The following is a 15,793-nucleotide window of genomic DNA, read 5'->3' as shown; positions in this document are numbered from 1 at the left end:
TCAGTGGCCCCCGCAGCCGCAGCCGCCCGACGCGACCACCGGCGCGGCCCCGTCGCCCATTGGGCTGACGGGGTCGAAGCCGGCCAGCGGGCTCTCGGCGCAGGCGCTCATTGAGGGCGTGCGCTGCAGCGTCAGCATCACCGGCTGGTTGCGCGTGGGCATCGTGCGCGAGTGGTCCTGGCTGGGCGCGGGGATGGTGCGCGCGCCGGCCAGGGCGAGCTCGCCGTTGCCCTTGACGCACTCCGGGTCGGGGCCGTCGAGGGGCAGGCCGGTGAAGAACTTCGCGGCCATGCAGCCACCGCGGCACGCGTCGTAAGCCGAGCAGCTGGCGCACGCGCCGCCGGTCTGCGGCGACCGCAGGTCGGTGAAGAGCTCCGAGTCCTGCCACACCCGCTGGAAGCCGCCCTCGTCGAGCAGGTTGCCGGCCAGGAAGTTGTCGTGGATCGCGAAGGGACAGGCGTAGACGTCGCCGACGGGGTCGATCAGGCACACCACCCGTCCGGCGCCGCACAGGTTCAGGCCGGGCAGCGCCTCGCCGAAGGCGGCGAGGTGGAAGAAGGAGTCGCCGGTCAGCACGCCCTCGCCGTGGGCCACGAGCCAGTCGTAGAGCACCCGCTGCTGCTCCGGCAGCGGGTGCAGCTCGTCCCACACGTCGGCGCCGCGGCCCGAGGGCCGGAGCCGGGTCAGGCGCAGCGTGGCGCCGAACCGGTCGGCGATGGCCTTGAAGTCGTCGAGCTGGCCGATGTTCTGCCGGGTGCACACGACCGAGATCTTGGCGTCCTCGAAGCCGGCGTCCTGGAGGTTCTGCAGCGCCGTCAGGGCGGTGTCGAAGGAGCCCGGCCCGCGCACGTAGTCGTTGACCTCGGCGGTCGCACCGTCGAGCGAGATCTGCACGTCGACGTAGTCGGTGGAGGCCAGGAAGCGCGCCCGCTCGGGGGTGATGCGCACCCCGTTGGTGGAGAACTTCACGCCGACCTGGTGGTCCACGGCGTACTCCAGGAGGTGCCAGAAGTCGGGCCGGATCGTCGGCTCGCCGCCGCCGATGTTGACGTAGAAGACCTGCATCCGCTGCAGCTCGTCGATCACGGCCTCGCACTGCTCGGTGCTCAGCTCGCGCGGGTCGCGCTTGCCGGAGGAGGACAGGCAGTGGGCGCAGGCCAGGTTGCAGGCGTAGGTCAGCTCCCAGGTCAGGCAGATCGGGGCGTCGAGGCCGAACTCGAACTGCTCCACCAGGGTGCCGCCCTGCGGTCGCTCGGGGCGGGCCGCGGGCGGCGCGGTGCGCGCGGAGGGGCGGGCGGGCGTCAGGGTCATGCCGGGGCTCCAGCGGTCTGGGGGGCGTTCTGGGGTGCGGTCTCGCGGGGACGGATCATGTCGGTGGCGGCCAGGCCGCGCAGCGCCTCGACGTACGACGCGTGCTGCGGCTCGGGGACGCCGGCGGCGAGCAGCGCGGCACGCACGTCCGGCTGGTCGCCGAGTCCCCGGACCACCGTCACCAGCTCGGGCCGCTTGAGGAAGCTGAGCTTGCGGTTGCCGAAGTGGTAGGCCAGCGCACCGAACGGCTCGGGTCGCAGCGCCACCGCAGGTGACAGGGTCCAGGGCTCGTCGAGCATCAGTAGACGCCGCACATGCCGTCGATGGAGACCTCCTCGACGAGGCTGTCGGTGACGACCTCCCCGGTGGCGGGCTCGGCCGCTGCGCTCTGCTCCGCGGTGGTGCTGGGCTGCTCGGGGGTCATGGGTCCTCCTGGACGTCGCCCGCCCGGACCCCGTGCCCGGGCTGTGGTGCGCGCCACAGTATTGGCACCAAGTGCGGAAAGTCACCCCTCCGGTCGGGTAGATTCGCGCCCCTCATGGTGGAGCGGTCCCTCTCCGGCGCCACGCCGGCGCGCAGCAGCAGCTCGGCCCTCGGACGCCCCGTCGCGACCAGCCACGGCGCCATCGAGCGGGCCGCCTTCCGGCTCTTCGCCGACCACGGCTTCGCCGGGACGACGCTGGACATGATCGCCGCCGAGGTCGGGGTCGGACGACGCACGCTGTTCCGCTACTACCGCTCCAAGAACGACATCCCGTGGGGACGCTTCGACCGCACCCTGGCCGGCTTCCGCGACACCCTCGCCGCCATGCCCGACGACCTGCCGGTCCACGAGGCCGTGCACCGGGCCGTGCTGTCCTTCAACGACTTCCCCGATGGCGCCGAGCCCGGCCACCGCGAGCGGATGCGGCTGATCCTGATGACGCCGGAGCTGCAGGCCCACTCCGCGCTGCGGTACGCCGAGTGGCGGGCCGTGATCGCCGAGTTCGTGGCCCGCCGCCAGGGGGTCGGACCGCACGACCTGGTGCCCGAGGTGGTGAGCCAGGTCTCCCTGGCGCTGGCCCTCGCGGCGTACGAGCTGTGGCTGCGCCGCCCGGAGGCGGACCTGAGGGGCCTCCTGGACGACGCGATGGGCGGTCTGAGGGCGCACCTCGCCGGAAGTTCACCCGCAGGGGGGTGAGCGATGTCAGGGGGAGGGCGTACTGTCGAAGACGTTGCACGGGATCGTCCCGACGCCGGTGGTCCACGAAAGCACCCACCGGTACACCCCGTGCGAGGCGCCTCGCGCCCACCTTCGCTGCAGCCACTCGGCGAAACCACTCAGCGACACGAACGGTGGTGACCCGATGAACGACATCGACCGCCCCACGCATTCTGACCTCTCCGACACGCCCACCTCCGTCACGACGTCCGACGCCCTGCCCCAGGCCCTGTCCGACACGTCGACCACGACGATCATCCGTCAGCCCCATGCCGCCGCCCGCCCGACGGCTGCGCTCGACGACCGCCCCACGACGCCCTCGGAGGCGCGTCGCCAGGAGCGGGCCCACGACACCGCCGACCTCTTCGCCGAGGCCGACGCGACCGAGGACCCCGAGGAGCGGCGCCGCCTGCTCGACCGCGTCGTCGAGCTCAACCTCGGCCTGGCCACGGCCGTGGTCGCCCGGTTCCGCTCACGCGGCATCCCCACCGACGACCTGCTCCAGGTCGCCCGGCTCGCGCTCGTCAAGGCGGCGCGTCGCTTCGACCGTTCCACCGGTCACGAGTTCGTCAGCTTCGCCGTGCCGACCATGCGGGGCGAGGTCAAGCGCCACTTCCGCGACGCCGGGTGGATGGTCCGGCCGCCGCGCCGGATCCAGGAGCTCCAGGCCCGGATCGCCCCGACGCGCGGCGACCTCGCCAACAGCCTGGGTCGTGACCCCGAGCCGAAGGAGATCGCCGAGCGTCTCGGCGTCGCCGAGAGCGAGGTGTCCGAGGCGATGAGCGCGCTCGGTTGCTTCACCCCCGCCTCCCTCGACGTGCCGGTCGGCCAGGACTCCCCCATCGCCCTGGGCGACGTCCTGCCCGGGCAGGAGAACGACGGCGACGCCGCGGAGGCCCGGGTCATGCTCGGCCCCGTCGTGCGCCGTCTCGGCGACCGTGACCGTCGCGTCCTGCAGCTGCGGTTCTTCGACGGCCTCACCCAGCGTGAGATCGCCGAGGACATCGGCGTCACGCAGATGCAGGTCTCCCGGCTGCTCGCCCGCATCCTGGGTCAGCTCCGCTCGGACATCGAGGACCCCCAGCCGGGCCGCGCGGCCGGCTGAGCGAGACCCTCACCAGCACCACCCCACGGACGCGGACCCCGCTCGGGTCCGCGTCCGTGGTGCGTCCCGGCTCGGCGCCCCGGCGGACCCGGGTCCGGTACGCCGCGTGGCGCGGGCCACGTGACGCTGCGGGGGCGTCGGGTACGAAGGAGACGTGCCCGACTCCTCCACCGCCCCGCAGTCCGCCCCCTCCACCTCCTCCGCGGAGGAGCAGCTCCCGCCCCACGTGATGGTCCTGTTCGGGGCCACCGGCGACCTCGCCGCCCGCAAGCTCTTCCCCGGCTTCTACCACCTGGCCGCCGCCGGGCGGATGCCCGAGGACTTCCGCATCATCGGCAGCGGCCGCCACTCCCCCGGCACCGACGAGGAGTTCCGTGACCAGGTCCGCGAGGGCCTGCAGGACACCGTCGAGGACCTCGACGAGGACGTCGCGCGGGTGCTGCTGGAGCGGATCAGCTTCCAGACCTCCGACGCCGACGACGGCAGCGACCTGGCCGCCGCGGTCCGCGCCTGCGAGGAGGAGCTCGGGGACGACGTACGCCGCCTCGTCTACCTCTCCGTGCCGCCCTCGGCCATGCAGGGGATGGTCGCGATGCTCGGTCGCGAGCAGCTGACCGAGCGCGCCCGGCTGGTGCTGGAGAAGCCGTTCGGCCTCGACCTGGAGAGCGCCCGCGAGCTCGACGCGGCGCTCAAGGACGTCGTCGACGAGGACCAGGTGTTCCGCATCGACCACTTCCTCGGCAAGGAGGCGGTGCAGAACATCCTGGCGCTGCGGTTCGCCAACGGCCTGTTCGAGCCCGCCTGGAACCGCCACTCCATCGCCTCGGTGCAGATCGACGTGCCCGAGGACCTCGGCATGGAGGGCCGCGGCAGCTTCTACGAGTCCACCGGGTGCCTGCGCGACATGATCTCCACCCACCTGTGCCAGCTGCTGGGCTTCGTGGCCCTCGAGGACCCCGAGCACTTCACCGCCGACGCCGTGCGCGACGCCAAGCACGCCGTCTTCGAGGCGATGCGGCCGCTGGACCCCGCGCGCGTGGTGTACGGCCAGTACGACGGCTACCGCGACGAGGACGACGTGGCCGACGACTCCGAGGTCGAGACCTTCGTCGCCATCGAGGCCTTCGTGGACAACGACCGCTGGCGCGACGTGCCGTTCTACCTGCGCACCGGCAAGCGCCTGGCCAAGGGGGACCGCGTGATCACGCTGCGCTTCCGCGGCTCGGCGTGCACGATGTTCGACGACGAGCCGACCGACCGGCCGCCGAACGACCTCGTGCTGGAGCTGACCGACGACCCGCGCATCCACGTGGAGATGCGGGCCAAGAAGCCCGGCCCCGACATGGACCTGGTGGAGGCCACCATGCACCTCGACGTCGGCGACGCCGCCCCCGACGCCACGCCGCTGGAGGCCTACGAGCGGCTGCTGCTCGACGTCCTGCGCGGCGAGCAGACGCTGTTCACCCGCGCCGACGAGGTCGACCGGCTGTGGCAGGTCTGCGAGCCGGTGCTCCAGTCGCCGCCGGAGGTGCAGTCCTACGAGCCCGGCTCCTGGGGTCCCGAGGCCGCGCTCGCGATGCCGCCCGGCGGGTGGCAGCTCCGTGGCTGAGGCCGGTCGGGCGGACAGCCGACCGGGTGGTCACGAGGACTTCCTGCCGATCGCCCAGCACGGGCTGATCGGCGACCTGCGCACCTGCGCGCTCGTGGGGTCCGAGGGCACCATCGACTGGTTCTGCGCCGGTCGCTTCGACTCCCCGAGCGTCTTCGGCTCCCTGCTCGACCCCGACCGCGGTGGCTCCTGGCGGCTCGGGCCGCAGCAGGAGGCGGGCGTGCGCACCAGCCAGTTCTACTTCCCCGACAGCACCATCCTGGTCACCCGCTTCATGACCGAGCGCGGGGTCGCCGAGGTGCACGACTTCATGCCGGTCCTGCAGGCCTCCGACCCCGACCACCGGCAGCGCATCGTGCGGCGGGTGACGGCCGTCCGCGGCACCACCGACCTCACCATGACGCTGAGCGCGCGGCCCGACTACGGCCGCACGCACCCCGAGACCGAGGCGGTCGCGGAGGGCGTGCTGATCACCGGGGGCGAGGTGCGCCTCGGGCTGACCGCGTCGGTCGAGCTGCGGCTGCAGGACGGCGACGTGCTCGCCGAGCTCACCCTGAGCCAGGGTCAGGAGGCGCTGTTCGTGCTCGAGGTGCTGGGCGAGGACGAGGCCGTGGCCTCCACCGACGCGGTCGACAGCGACCGGTTGTTCCAGCGCACCGCGCAGTTCTGGCGGGCGTGGGTCTCGCGCTCGACGTACACCGGGCGCTGGCGGGAGACGGTCAACCGCTCCGCCCTCACCCTCAAGCTGCTCACCCACGAGCCGACCGGCGCGATCATCGCCTCACCGACCACGAGCCTGCCCGAGGCGATGGGCGGCGGGCGCAACTGGGACTACCGCTACGTCTGGATCCGCGACGCCGCGTTCAGCCTCTACGCCCTGCTGCGGCTCGGCTTCACCGACGAGGCGGCCGCCTTCATGCGGTGGCTGTCGGAGCGGATGGCGCACCCGCCCGAGAACGGCACGACCGAGGACCTCGGCCCGCTGCTCGTGCTCTACGACATCGACGGCAACGTCCCCCACGAGACCGAGCTCGACCACCTGCGCGGCTACCGCGACTCGCGGCCGGTGCGGATCGGCAACGGGGCCGTCGACCAGCTCCAGCTCGACATCTACGGCGAGCTGATCGACTCGGTCTACCTCTACAACAAGTACGGCGAGGGCATCAGCGCCGACTCCTGGCACGACCTCACCCGGGCGCTGGAGTGGCTGATGGACAACTGGGAGCGGCCCGACGCCGGGATGTGGGAGATCCGCGACGACCCGCGGCACCACACCACGTCGCTGCTGATGAGCTGGGTCGCCATCGAGCGGATGATGCGCACCGCCCGCCAGCGCGGCCTCCCCGGCGAGCTGTCGCGCTGGGCCGACGTACGTGACGACATCTACCGCCGCATCATGGACGAGCACTGGGACCCCGAGGTCGGCGCGTTCATGCAGCACGCGGGCGCCGACACCCTCGACGCCGGCGTCCTGCTGATGCCGATGGTGAAGTTCGTGGCGCCCAACGACCCGCGCTTCACCTCCACGCTGGCCGCGATCGAGGACCGCCTGGTCTCCGACAGCCTCGTCTTCCGCTACGACGTCGAGGCCTCCCCCGACGGCGTGGAGGGCTCCGAGGGCACCTTCTCGCTCTGCTCGTTCTGGTACGTCGAGGCGCTCACCCGCTCCGGCCGCCTCGAGGACGCCCGGCTGGCCCTGGAGAAGATGTTCACCTACGCCAACCACCTCGGGCTGTACGGCGAGCAGATCGGTCTCGCCGGCGAGCAGCTCGGCAACTTCCCCCAGGCCTTCACCCACCTCTCCCTGATCTCCGCCGCCATGAACCTCGATCGGGAGCTCGGGTAGGGGGCTGGGTCTGGGGCCCTGCGGTTCCCCGGGGTCGCCTAGGAAACCGTCACTGCGCCGGGACCACGGCTCCGGCGCAGCACCAGGACTTACGGGCATGCGGGCGGCGTACGACGCGGGGGCGGTTGTCCGACCCGCACCCGCCTCTCGACAGTGATGGCGACGTACGCCGCGCGCGGGCAGCTCGACAGGGGAAACTGCCCGCGCGTGCCCGGAATGCCCGCTCTGTCGGGCAGTTTCACCGGCCAGCCGGTGAAACTGCCCCAGACCTACTCCCCCCGCCGCCCCTTCAACCGCCGGGAGAACTCCGCCTCGACCTCGCGGGTGGCCTGGCGCTCGGCGAGGGCGTGGCGCTTGTCCCAGGTCTTCTTGCCGCGGGCGAGGGCGATCTCGACCTTGGCGCGGCCGCCGGAGAAGTAGAGCGAGATCGGGACCAGGGTGAGGCCCTTCTCGCTCAGCCGACGCTCGATGCGGGCGATCTCGGTGCGGTGGAGCAGCAGCTTGCGCTTGCGGCGGACGGTGTGGTTGGTCCAGGTGCCCTGGGCGTACTGCGGGATGTGCACCTGCTGCAGCCACACCTCGCCGTCCTCGACCTCGGCGAAACCGTCGACGAGCGAGGCGCGACCGGCGCGCAGCGCCTTGACCTCGGTGCCGACCAGCACGATGCCGGCCTCCCAGGTGTCCTCGAGGTGGTAGTCGTGGCGCGCCTTGCGGTTGCGCGCGACGACCAGCTCCTCTTCTCGCTTCTTCACCGACGCATCATCGCGCGGCGGCGGCGTCCTCGGCGATCCGTTTGATGGCGGCCAGCGTCTCGGGCACGCCGTTCAGCGCGGCCTGCGACCGTTCGGCGATCTGCGCCTCGGCCTCCTCGCCGTACTTCTCGCGGAAGAACTCGATGCCGGCCGGGAGGAAGTCCCACGACTCCGTGAGGTAGGTGCCGTCCTCGTCGTGCTCCATCGTGTAGCCCCACCGGACCAGGGCGCCGCCGACCAGCCAGGCGAACTCGCGGCCGCGGGAGGCCGCGACGACCTGGGATCGCGTCTCCCAGGTGCGGTCGGGCGTCTCGTTGCGCCCACCGAACCAGGCGCCGACGGTGCCCGGGGTGGAGCCGTCCTCCCACCAGCAGGCGGTGCAGACCGGGCTCCACTCGCCCGTGCGGGTGACGTCGCTGACGAGGTCGTAGAGCTCCTCCGCGGGGACGTGGACGACGATGGTCTGCTGGTGGTGCAGCGGCGGCGAGGTGGTCACGGGCCCCACCCTGGCAGAACCGGGCAAGACCTCAGTGGTGCTGTCGCCGACTGCCGCCGTGCCAGTCCTCGGTGACGCCCACCTCGGCCACGTCGACGCCGAGGCCGGGCAGCTGCGGCCGCTCGCGCAGGCTGCGCTTGAGCTCGGCGAACCCGGGGTAGCGCGCCAGCCCCACCACGTGGTCCCACAGCACGGCGGCGCCCGCGGCGTCGGGCACCCGGCTGATCACGGGGCCGAAGAAGGCGACCCCGTCCGGCGGGTCGACCTGCATGATCGGGGTGCCGACGTCGCGCCCCGTCAGCGCGAGCGCCTCGTCGGTCTCGGCCCGCACGACCTCGTCGAGCGCGGCGTCGGACAGCGCGTCCACCAAGGACGCCGGCAGCCCGACCTCGGCCAGCACCGGCGCGAGGAAGGCCGCCGTGCCGCGCTCGTCCACGGACTGGTCGGCGTCGGTCCAGCCGCCCGAGCGCGGGGTCTCGAAGATCCGCTCCCCCAGCGCCTCGTAGAGCCGCGCGACCGCCTCGGGGCCGTGGTCCTCGCGGACCCGCGCCGCGACCCGCAGCAGCCGCAGCCCGGCGGTGTGGCCGGCGGCGTACTCCGGCGGGAACTGGGCGTCGTAGTCCACGGCCGCGTTGAGCAGCCGCAGCGAGATGAAGCGCCACTCGACGTCGTAGGAGCGCTCCTCCTGCACCAGCCGCACCCAGCGGCTGGTCATCCAGGCGAAGGGGCAGACGGGGTCGAACCAGAAGCGGAGATCGGCCATGGGTCCACCGTAGGACCCCGCACCGACAGCGGCGTCAGGCCGCGACGCGCTCCCGCAGCCGGCTGCCGACGGCGTGCAGGTGCGTGAGCCCCGCGGCGTACGCCGTCGCAGCGCCCGCCTCGGCGTAGGGCACGCCGCGCTCCGCGCAGAAGCGGCGTACGACGGGCTGGGCGTGCCGCAGGTTGGACCGCGGCATGCTCGGGAACAGGTGGTGCTCGATCTGGTAGTTCAGCCCGCCCAGCGCCGCGTCGACGAACCGGCCGCCGCGGATGTTGCGCGAGGTCAGCACCTGGCGCAGCAGCGGGTCGGCCGCCTCCACGGGCCCGAGCGTCGGCATCCCCTTGTGGCCGGGCGCGAAGGACAGCCCGAGGTAGAGGCCCTGGAGCATCTTGTGGACCAGCACGAACACGATCGCCTGCGCCCAGGTCAGCGTGGTCACCAGCAGCAGGACGTACGCCGCGAGGTGCGCCACCAGCAGCGTCGCCTCGGCCGCGCGGTCGCGCAGCCCGGGCTTGAACAGCTCGCGGACGCTCGAGACGTGCAGCGCGAAGGCCTCGCCCAGCAGCATCGGGACGAACAGCGCCGCCTGGTGGCGGGTGACCCAGCCGACGAACCCGCCCCGGCGCTCCTCGGCCTGGTCGGCGTCCCAGACCAGGGCGCCGACGGCGACGTCGGGGTCGGTGGCGAGGTCGTTGGGGTGGGCGTGGTGGGCGTTGTGCTTGGCCACCCACCAGCCGTAGGACAGCCCGGCGAGACCGTTGCCGACCCCGATGCCGAGCACCCGGGTGGCGACGCGGCCGCGGGTGACCTGGCGGTGGCCGATGTCGTGACCCAGGAAGCCGTACTGCGTGGAGAGGACCGCGAGCACGGGTGCTCCCAGCAGCAGCCACCACGAGTCGCGCCAGACCACCATCGCCACGACGACCAGCGCGGTCAGCACCAGCGCCACCGCGCCGACGCCGGCGTAGAAGCCGCGTCGTGGCTCCAGCAGGCCGAGGCCGCGGATCTCCTTGGCCAGCAGGGCGTAGCCCGCCCCGGGGTTGGTCGCTGCGGTCGGTGCTGCGGTCATGGGACCAACTCCTGGCTGCCCGCGCTCCGGTCCCGACGGGACGGGCGAGACGGCCCTCACCCGCGAGCGTACGCCCTGTGCCAGGGTCGGGCCATGGTCGAACGCACCGTCCTGGGCAGCTACCCCACCCCCGTCGAGCCGGCACCCCGTCTCGCCCGGGCCCTGGGTCTGGACGAGACCGACCTCGTGGTCAAGCGCGACGACCTGCTCGGCCTGGGCGGCGGGGGCAACAAGGTCCGCAAGCTGGAGCGGACCACCGCCGAGGCGCTCGCCCGCGGCGCGACCACCCTGGTCACCACCGGCGCCGCGCAGAGCAACCACGCGCGGCTGACCGCGGCCGCCGGCGCCCGGTTGGGGCTCGCCGTGGAGCTCGTGCTCGCGGGCGAGGCCCCCGACGCACCCCCGAGCGGCAACCTGCTGCTCGACCACCTGCTCGGCGCCCGGCTGCACTGGGCCGGCGCGGTCGACACCCCCGGCCTGGAGCGGCGGGCCGAGGAGCGGGTCGCCGAGCTCGGCGACGCGGCGTACCTCGTGCCCTACGGCGGCTCCAACGCCGTCGGCGCCCAGGCGTACGCCGACGCGGGGCGCGAGCTGCTCGAGCAGGTGCCCGACGCGGCCCACGTCGTGGTCGCCGTCGGCTCCGGCGGCACCATGGCGGGCCTGCTCGCCGCGCTGGGCACCGACCGCGTCCTGGGCGTGGACACCGGCGCGACCAGCGACCCCGAGGTGCGCGTCCGGCGGCTCGCGGAGGCGCTGGGCGCCGACCTCACGGGCGGGCTGCGGCTGCGCCTCGACCAGGTGGGCGAGGGCTACTCCACGCTCCCGCAGCCCGTGCGCGACGCCCTCGTGCTGGCGGCGCGCACCGAGGGCGTCGTGCTCGACCCCGTCTACACCGGTCGGGCGCTGGCGGGGCTGGTCGCGGCCGTCGCCGAGGGGGACGTACGCCGCGGCGAGCGCACCGTGCTGCTGCACACCGGCGGGCTCCCGGGACTGTTCGGGTCGGCCGCCGCCCCCGCCTTCGCGGCCGGCCTCGGCCCCGCCTGACCGCTACCGGTCGAGCCGCTCCACCAGCCCGCGCAGCCCCGCGTGGTCCAGGCCCGCGGTGCCGAACCCGGCCAGCGTGGTGAGCGGCATCGTGCCAATCACCGAGACCATGTGCTCGTCCGCCAGGATCCCGCCGCCGCCCTGCTGCTCGAACAGCTCGGCCAGCAGGGTGCGGCCCCGGTCGTCGGCCAGCCACTCGTGCAGCGTGGAGCCGGGCCCCAGCGGCGCTGCCAGCGACGGGGCGTCGAGGTGCAGCGTGGTCGCGTGCGGCAGGTCGCGCGAGGAGGTGCCGACGTGCAGCACGAAGTCGCCCGCCTCCACCGCCCAGCGCCGGTGCAGCTCCGACCAGTGGGAGAAGGAGCGCTGGTCGAGGTGCAGCACCGCCTCGCCCGTCTCCCCCGGCTGCAGCGCGACCCGGTCGAAGCCCTTGAGCTCGCGCTGCGGTCGCGTCACCGTGGCGTCCGGCGCCGCGACGTAGAGCTGGACGACCTCGGCGCCGGCACGCTCGCCGGTGTTGGTCACCGCGACCCGGACCACGACGTCGAGGTCGCCGCCGGCGACGCTGCCGGTCACCTCGACGCGCGGCTCGGCCAGCGCGAAGGTCGTGTAGGACAGGCCGAACCCGAACGGGTGGCTGACCTCCTGCTCACGGGCGTCGAAGCCGCGGTAGCCGACGAAGAGCCCCTCGCCGTAGCGCACCACCTGGGAGTCGCCCGGGAAGGCGAGGTAGGAGGGGGTGTCCTGCAGCCGCAGCGGCACCGTCTCGGCGAGCTTGCCCGCGGGGGTGACGCGACCGGTGAGCAGGTCGGCGAGACCGCCGCCGGCGGCCTGGCCCCCGAGCCAGCACTCCAGCACCGCGCCGACCCGGTGCTCCCAGTCCGAGACCCGCACGACCGAGCCGTTGGCGAGCACGACGACCACGCGGTCGTGCACCCGCGCGACGGCGTCGAGCAGCGCGAGCTGGTCGGCGGGCAGCTCGAGGTGGGTGCGGTCGAAGCCCTCGGACTCCGCGGCCGCGGGCAGGCCCAGGCACAGCACCACGGTGTCGGCGCGCGCGGCGAGGTCGCGGGCCTCGGTCAGCAGCGCCTCGTCGGGCTCGCCGTCGAGGGCGAACCCCGCGGCGTGCTCCACCTGCGCCCCCGGGAGGGCCGCGCGCAGCTCCTCCAGCGGGACGTCGACGCGGGTCGGGCTGACCTGCGAGCTGCCGGCGCCCTGGTAGCGCGGCTCGGTCGCGAACGCCCCCAGGACGGCCACCACCCCTCTCGCGTCGGGGTCCAGCGGCAGCAGGCCGCCCTCGTTGCGCAGCAGCACCGCCGAGGCGGCCGCGGCGCGACGGGCCAGCGCGTGGTGCTCCTCGGTGCGGGTGGCCGACGCGGGGGTGTCGCCGGCGGCATCGAGCGTCGGCTGGGCGCGACGTACGAGCTCCAGGACGCGGCGGGCGCCCAGGTCCAGGACCTCGGGCGGCAGCCGGTGCGAGCGGGCGGCGTCGAGCAGCGCGGTGTCGCTGACCCCGACCTGCGGCGGCATCTCCAGGTCCAGGCCGGCCGCCAGCGCCGCGACGCGGTCGTGGACGGCGCCCCAGTCGGAGACCACGACGCCCTCGAAGCCCCACTCCCCGCGCAGCACCTCGGTGAGCAGCCAGTGGTGCTCCGAGGCGTAGGTCCCGTTGACCTTGTTGTAGGCGCACATCACCGTCCACGGCTGCGCCCCGGTCACCACCCGCTCGAAGGCGGGCAGGTAGATCTCGCGCAGCGTCCGCTCGTCGACCTCGGCGCTGACCCGCAGCCGGTCGTCCTCCTGGTTGTTGGCGGCGAAGTGCTTCACCGAGGTGCCGACCCCGCCCGCCTGGAGCTCCTGGACGAGCGCGAGGGCGAGCTCGCCGGCGAGGTGGGGGTCCTCGGAGAGGTACTCGAAGTTGCGCCCGCACAGCGGTGACCGCTTGATGTTGACCCCCGGGCCGAGCACCACCGAGACGCCCTGCTCACGGGCCTCGTGGGCCAGCGCGGCGCCGACCTCGGCCAGCAGGCCGCGGTCCCACGACGACGCGAGGCCGGCGGCCGGCGGGAAGCAGGTGGCGGGCAGGCTGCCGCCGATGCCGGCGTGGTCGCCCTCGTCGGGCTGCATCCGCAGGCCGTGCGGACCGTCGGCCACCATCACCCGCGGGACGCCGAGACGCTCCACCGCGGCGGTGTGCCAGAAGTCGCCGCCCATCACCAGCGAGACCTTCTCCTCGAGCGTGAGCTGGGGCAGCACGTCGTCGACGTCGAGCTGGGTCACGGGTTCCTCCAGGGGGCCAGGGGGCGCCGAGGCGTCCCGGACGGGGGCTGCCGACGCTAGCGCGCCCACGGGACGAGAGGGGCGGTGCGAGGTCTGCCCGCTTCTGTCACGATGTGCCCTGGCCGCGACACGGTCGTGACAGGAAGGGGCCGACGCACGTGACGGTGCCAGGACGTGAGGGGCCCGCGGGCGGGCCGGGAGCACGCTCGCCGGAGGCGTCCCCCGACGACTCCCCCGACGTGCCCCAGGGCGTTCCCCAGGGCGTCTCCCCGGACGCGGAGGCGCTGCGGGAGAGCACCGAGCGCTACCGGGCGCTGTTCTTCGACAACCCGCACGCGACGTTCTCCCTCGACCCCGAGGGCCGGTTCCAGGACGCCAACGCGGTCACGGTCGAGCTGAGCGGCTTCTCCCTCGAGGTGCTGCTCACGATGCGGTTCGACGAGATCCTGCTGGCCGAGGCGCTGCCCGACGCCGTCGCCGCCTTCGAGGGCGCGCTGGGCCGGGAGTCGCAGAAGCTGCACACCCGGATCCGCAGCTCCGCCGGCGAGGTGATGGAGCTCAACGTGGCGCTGGTGCCGGTCGTGATCGACGGCGAGGTCGTCGGGCTCCACGGCGTGGCCGAGGACATGACCCGCGAGAACGCCATGATGCGCGACCTCGAGGAGGCCCGGCGCACGGCCGAGGAGGCGGCGAGCGCCAAGACCATGTTCCTGGCCAACATGAGCCACGAGGTCCGTACGCCGCTGACGAGCGTGCTCGGTGCGACCGAGCTGCTGGCCGACGGCGAGCTCGACGAGGAGCAGCGCCACCTCGTCGACGTCGTCCACCGCTCCGGGGAGCGGCTGCTGCTCCTCGTCAACGACATCCTCGACATCTCCCGGCTCGAGGCCGGCCGGCTCCGGCTGGACCCCGTCGAGCTCGCGGTGGCCGACATCGTCGAGGACCTGCGGGCCTGGGCCGAGCCCCTCGCCGTACGCCGCGGCCTGCGACTGCGCTGCGAGGTCGCGGCCGACCTCCCCCCACTCGTCGCCGACCCCGCGCGGCTCTCGCAGGTGCTGACCAACCTCGTCGGCAACGCCGTGAAGTTCACCGAGGACGGCGAGATCGCCATCCTGGCCTCGCCCGCGACAGCCGTCCTGGACGAGGCCGGACCCGCCGCGCCGGCCGTGCGCTTCGAGGTCCGCGACACCGGGGCCGGCATCCCGACGGACCTGCTGGAGTCGCTCTTCGAGCCGTTCAGCCAGCTCGACTCCTCCCAGACGCGTCGCCACGGCGGCGCCGGTCTGGGGCTGGCCATCTGCCGCGAGCTGGTCGACCTCATGGGCGGTCGGCTGGAGGCGTCGAGCTCTCCCGGCACGGGCAGCAGCTTCCGTGTCCTGCTCCCGGCAGGATGAGCCCCGTGGACTCCCTGAGCGGCTTCGCGACCGTCGACGTCGACGTGGACGGCGTCCGGGTGCACGCCCGGACCGCCGGGTCGGGGCCGCCGGTGCTGCTGCTCCACGGCTACCCGCAGACCCACGTGATGTGGCACCGGGTCGCCCCGGTCCTGGCCAAGCGGCACACCGTGGTGCTGGCCGACCTGCGCGGCTACGGCGACAGCGACCGGCCCGCCGACGAGCCCGGTGGTGCGGCCGGTGACGCGGCCGGGTCGTCCACCCACGCGGCGTACTCCAAGCGGGCGATGGCCGCCGACCAGGTCGGGCTGATGCGCGCGCTGGGGCACGAGCGGTTCGCCGTCGTGGGTCACGACCGCGGCGCGCGCGTGACCCACCGGCTGTGCCTGGACCACCCCGAGGCCGTCACCCGGGCCGCGGTGCTCGACGTCGCACCGACCCGGCACGTGCTGCACCACGTCGACCTCGCGCTCGCGCGCACCTACGAGCACTGGTTCTTCCTCAGCCAGGAGAACGACCTGCCCGAGCGGCTGATCGGGTCGGACCCCGGCGGCTACCTGCGCGCCAAGCTGGACGCCTGGTCGGCGGTGCCGGGCGCGTTCGACGAGGCCGCGCTCGCGGAGTACGTCCGCTGCTTCTCCGACCCGGCCGTCGTCCACGCCAGCTGCGAGGACTACCGCGCCGCGGTCACCGTCGACCTCGCGCTCGACGACGCCGACGCGGCGGCGGGCCGCCGCGTCGAGGCCCCGCTGCTCGTGCTGTGGGGCGCGCGGGGGTTCGTCGGTGCGGCGTACGACGTGGAGGCGGTGTGGCAGGAGTACGCCGCCGACGTCACCGCCCGCTCCCTCGACTGCGGCCACTTCCTCCCCGAGGAGGCCCCGGAGGCCACCACGACCGCGCTCCTGGAGTTCCTCACCCCCTAGCGA

The 15,793-nt window shown here is 73.7% G+C and carries 15 protein-coding genes; 7 read left to right on the top strand and 8 right to left on the bottom strand.

Going from position 1 to position 15,793, the window contains the following annotated elements; all coding sequences use genetic code 11:
* The 3 genes from mftC to mftA are packed head-to-tail and all read right to left on the bottom strand — an operon-like array spanning position 1 to position 1,735.
* A complete protein-coding gene (gene mftC, locus EDD33_RS02940; protein ID WP_123389036.1) occupies positions 1–1,311 on the bottom strand; it encodes a mycofactocin radical SAM maturase in 1,311 nt (436 codons plus the stop codon).
* Positions 1,308–1,610 carry a mycofactocin biosynthesis chaperone MftB gene (gene mftB / locus EDD33_RS02935; protein WP_123389035.1) on the bottom strand — a complete coding sequence of 101 codons (303 nt, stop codon included), beginning with the start codon at positions 1,608–1,610 and terminating at the stop codon, positions 1,308–1,310. The genes mftC and mftB overlap by 4 nt, the downstream gene beginning before the upstream one ends.
* Positions 1,610–1,735, bottom strand: a complete 126-nt coding sequence (gene mftA, locus EDD33_RS02930) for a mycofactocin precursor MftA (RefSeq protein ID WP_123389034.1) — start codon at positions 1,733–1,735, stop codon at positions 1,610–1,612. Before mftA ends, mftB begins: the two co-directional genes overlap by 1 nt.
* A gap of 114 nt (positions 1,736–1,849) precedes the next feature.
* Between mftA and mftR the strand changes: the two genes are divergently transcribed.
* From mftR to EDD33_RS02910, 4 genes are all read left to right on the top strand, one after another.
* On the top strand, positions 1,850–2,491 hold the full coding sequence (gene mftR / locus EDD33_RS02925; protein ID WP_123389033.1) for a mycofactocin system transcriptional regulator: 642 nt from the start codon (positions 1,850–1,852) through the stop codon (positions 2,489–2,491).
* Between the two features lie 166 nt (positions 2,492–2,657).
* Positions 2,658–3,617, top strand: coding sequence for a SigB/SigF/SigG family RNA polymerase sigma factor (locus EDD33_RS02920; protein WP_123389032.1), 960 nt, complete (start codon positions 2,658–2,660; stop codon positions 3,615–3,617).
* Positions 3,618–3,771: 154 nt separating this feature from the next.
* Positions 3,772–5,226 carry a glucose-6-phosphate dehydrogenase gene (gene zwf / locus EDD33_RS02915; protein WP_246003333.1) on the top strand — a complete coding sequence of 485 codons (1,455 nt, stop codon included), beginning with the start codon at positions 3,772–3,774 and terminating at the stop codon, positions 5,224–5,226.
* Positions 5,219–7,072, top strand: a complete 1,854-nt coding sequence (locus EDD33_RS02910; RefSeq protein WP_123389031.1) for a glycoside hydrolase family 15 protein — start codon at positions 5,219–5,221, stop codon at positions 7,070–7,072. Before zwf ends, EDD33_RS02910 begins: the two co-directional genes overlap by 8 nt.
* Before the next feature lie 269 nt (positions 7,073–7,341).
* On the opposite strand, the gene smpB is transcribed toward EDD33_RS02910, so the two are convergent.
* From smpB to EDD33_RS02890, 4 genes are read right to left on the bottom strand one after another with little or no spacing between them, the layout of a single operon-like run.
* Positions 7,342–7,824 carry an SsrA-binding protein SmpB gene (gene smpB / locus EDD33_RS02905; protein WP_123389030.1) on the bottom strand — a complete coding sequence of 161 codons (483 nt, stop codon included), beginning with the start codon at positions 7,822–7,824 and terminating at the stop codon, positions 7,342–7,344.
* A 7-nt stretch (positions 7,825–7,831) separates the two neighbouring features.
* Complete coding sequence (locus EDD33_RS02900; RefSeq protein WP_246003332.1) at positions 7,832–8,320, bottom strand: SRPBCC family protein; 489 nt, start codon at positions 8,318–8,320, stop codon at positions 7,832–7,834.
* Positions 8,321–8,351: 31 nt separating this feature from the next.
* Entirely contained in the window at positions 8,352–9,083 is a 732-nt protein-coding gene (locus EDD33_RS02895; RefSeq protein WP_123389029.1) for a mycothiol-dependent nitroreductase Rv2466c family protein, read from the bottom strand.
* Between the two features lie 34 nt (positions 9,084–9,117).
* On the bottom strand, positions 9,118–10,152 hold the full coding sequence (locus EDD33_RS02890; protein WP_123389028.1) for a fatty acid desaturase family protein: 1,035 nt from the start codon (positions 10,150–10,152) through the stop codon (positions 9,118–9,120).
* 93 nt (positions 10,153–10,245) lie between these two features.
* Between EDD33_RS02890 and EDD33_RS02885 the strand changes: the two genes are divergently transcribed.
* A complete protein-coding gene (locus EDD33_RS02885; protein ID WP_123389027.1) occupies positions 10,246–11,196 on the top strand; it encodes a pyridoxal-phosphate dependent enzyme in 951 nt (316 codons plus the stop codon).
* A 3-nt stretch (positions 11,197–11,199) separates the two neighbouring features.
* Here EDD33_RS02885 and EDD33_RS02880 read toward each other — a convergent pair whose 3' ends face one another.
* Positions 11,200–13,473 carry a glycoside hydrolase family 3 C-terminal domain-containing protein gene (locus EDD33_RS02880; protein WP_246003331.1) on the bottom strand — a complete coding sequence of 758 codons (2,274 nt, stop codon included), beginning with the start codon at positions 13,471–13,473 and terminating at the stop codon, positions 11,200–11,202.
* Positions 13,474–13,637: 164 nt separating this feature from the next.
* Between EDD33_RS02880 and EDD33_RS02875 the strand changes: the two genes are divergently transcribed.
* Positions 13,638–14,867, top strand: coding sequence for a sensor histidine kinase (locus tag EDD33_RS02875; protein WP_148076917.1), 1,230 nt, complete (start codon positions 13,638–13,640; stop codon positions 14,865–14,867).
* Positions 14,868–14,872: 5 nt separating this feature from the next.
* Positions 14,873–15,790 (top strand): alpha/beta fold hydrolase, encoded by a 918-nt coding sequence (locus tag EDD33_RS02870; protein WP_211332391.1) that lies wholly within the window; start codon positions 14,873–14,875, stop codon positions 15,788–15,790.
* Positions 15,791–15,793: the final 3 nt, after the last annotated feature.

Origin of the sequence: Nocardioides aurantiacus, from assembly GCF_003752505.1 — a bacterium.
GTDB classification, from domain to species: Bacteria; Actinomycetota; Actinomycetes; order Propionibacteriales; family Nocardioidaceae; genus Marmoricola; species Marmoricola aurantiacus.
The sequence above is the reverse complement of the archived record's forward strand: the minus strand, read 5'-3'. Positions and strand labels throughout refer to the sequence as shown.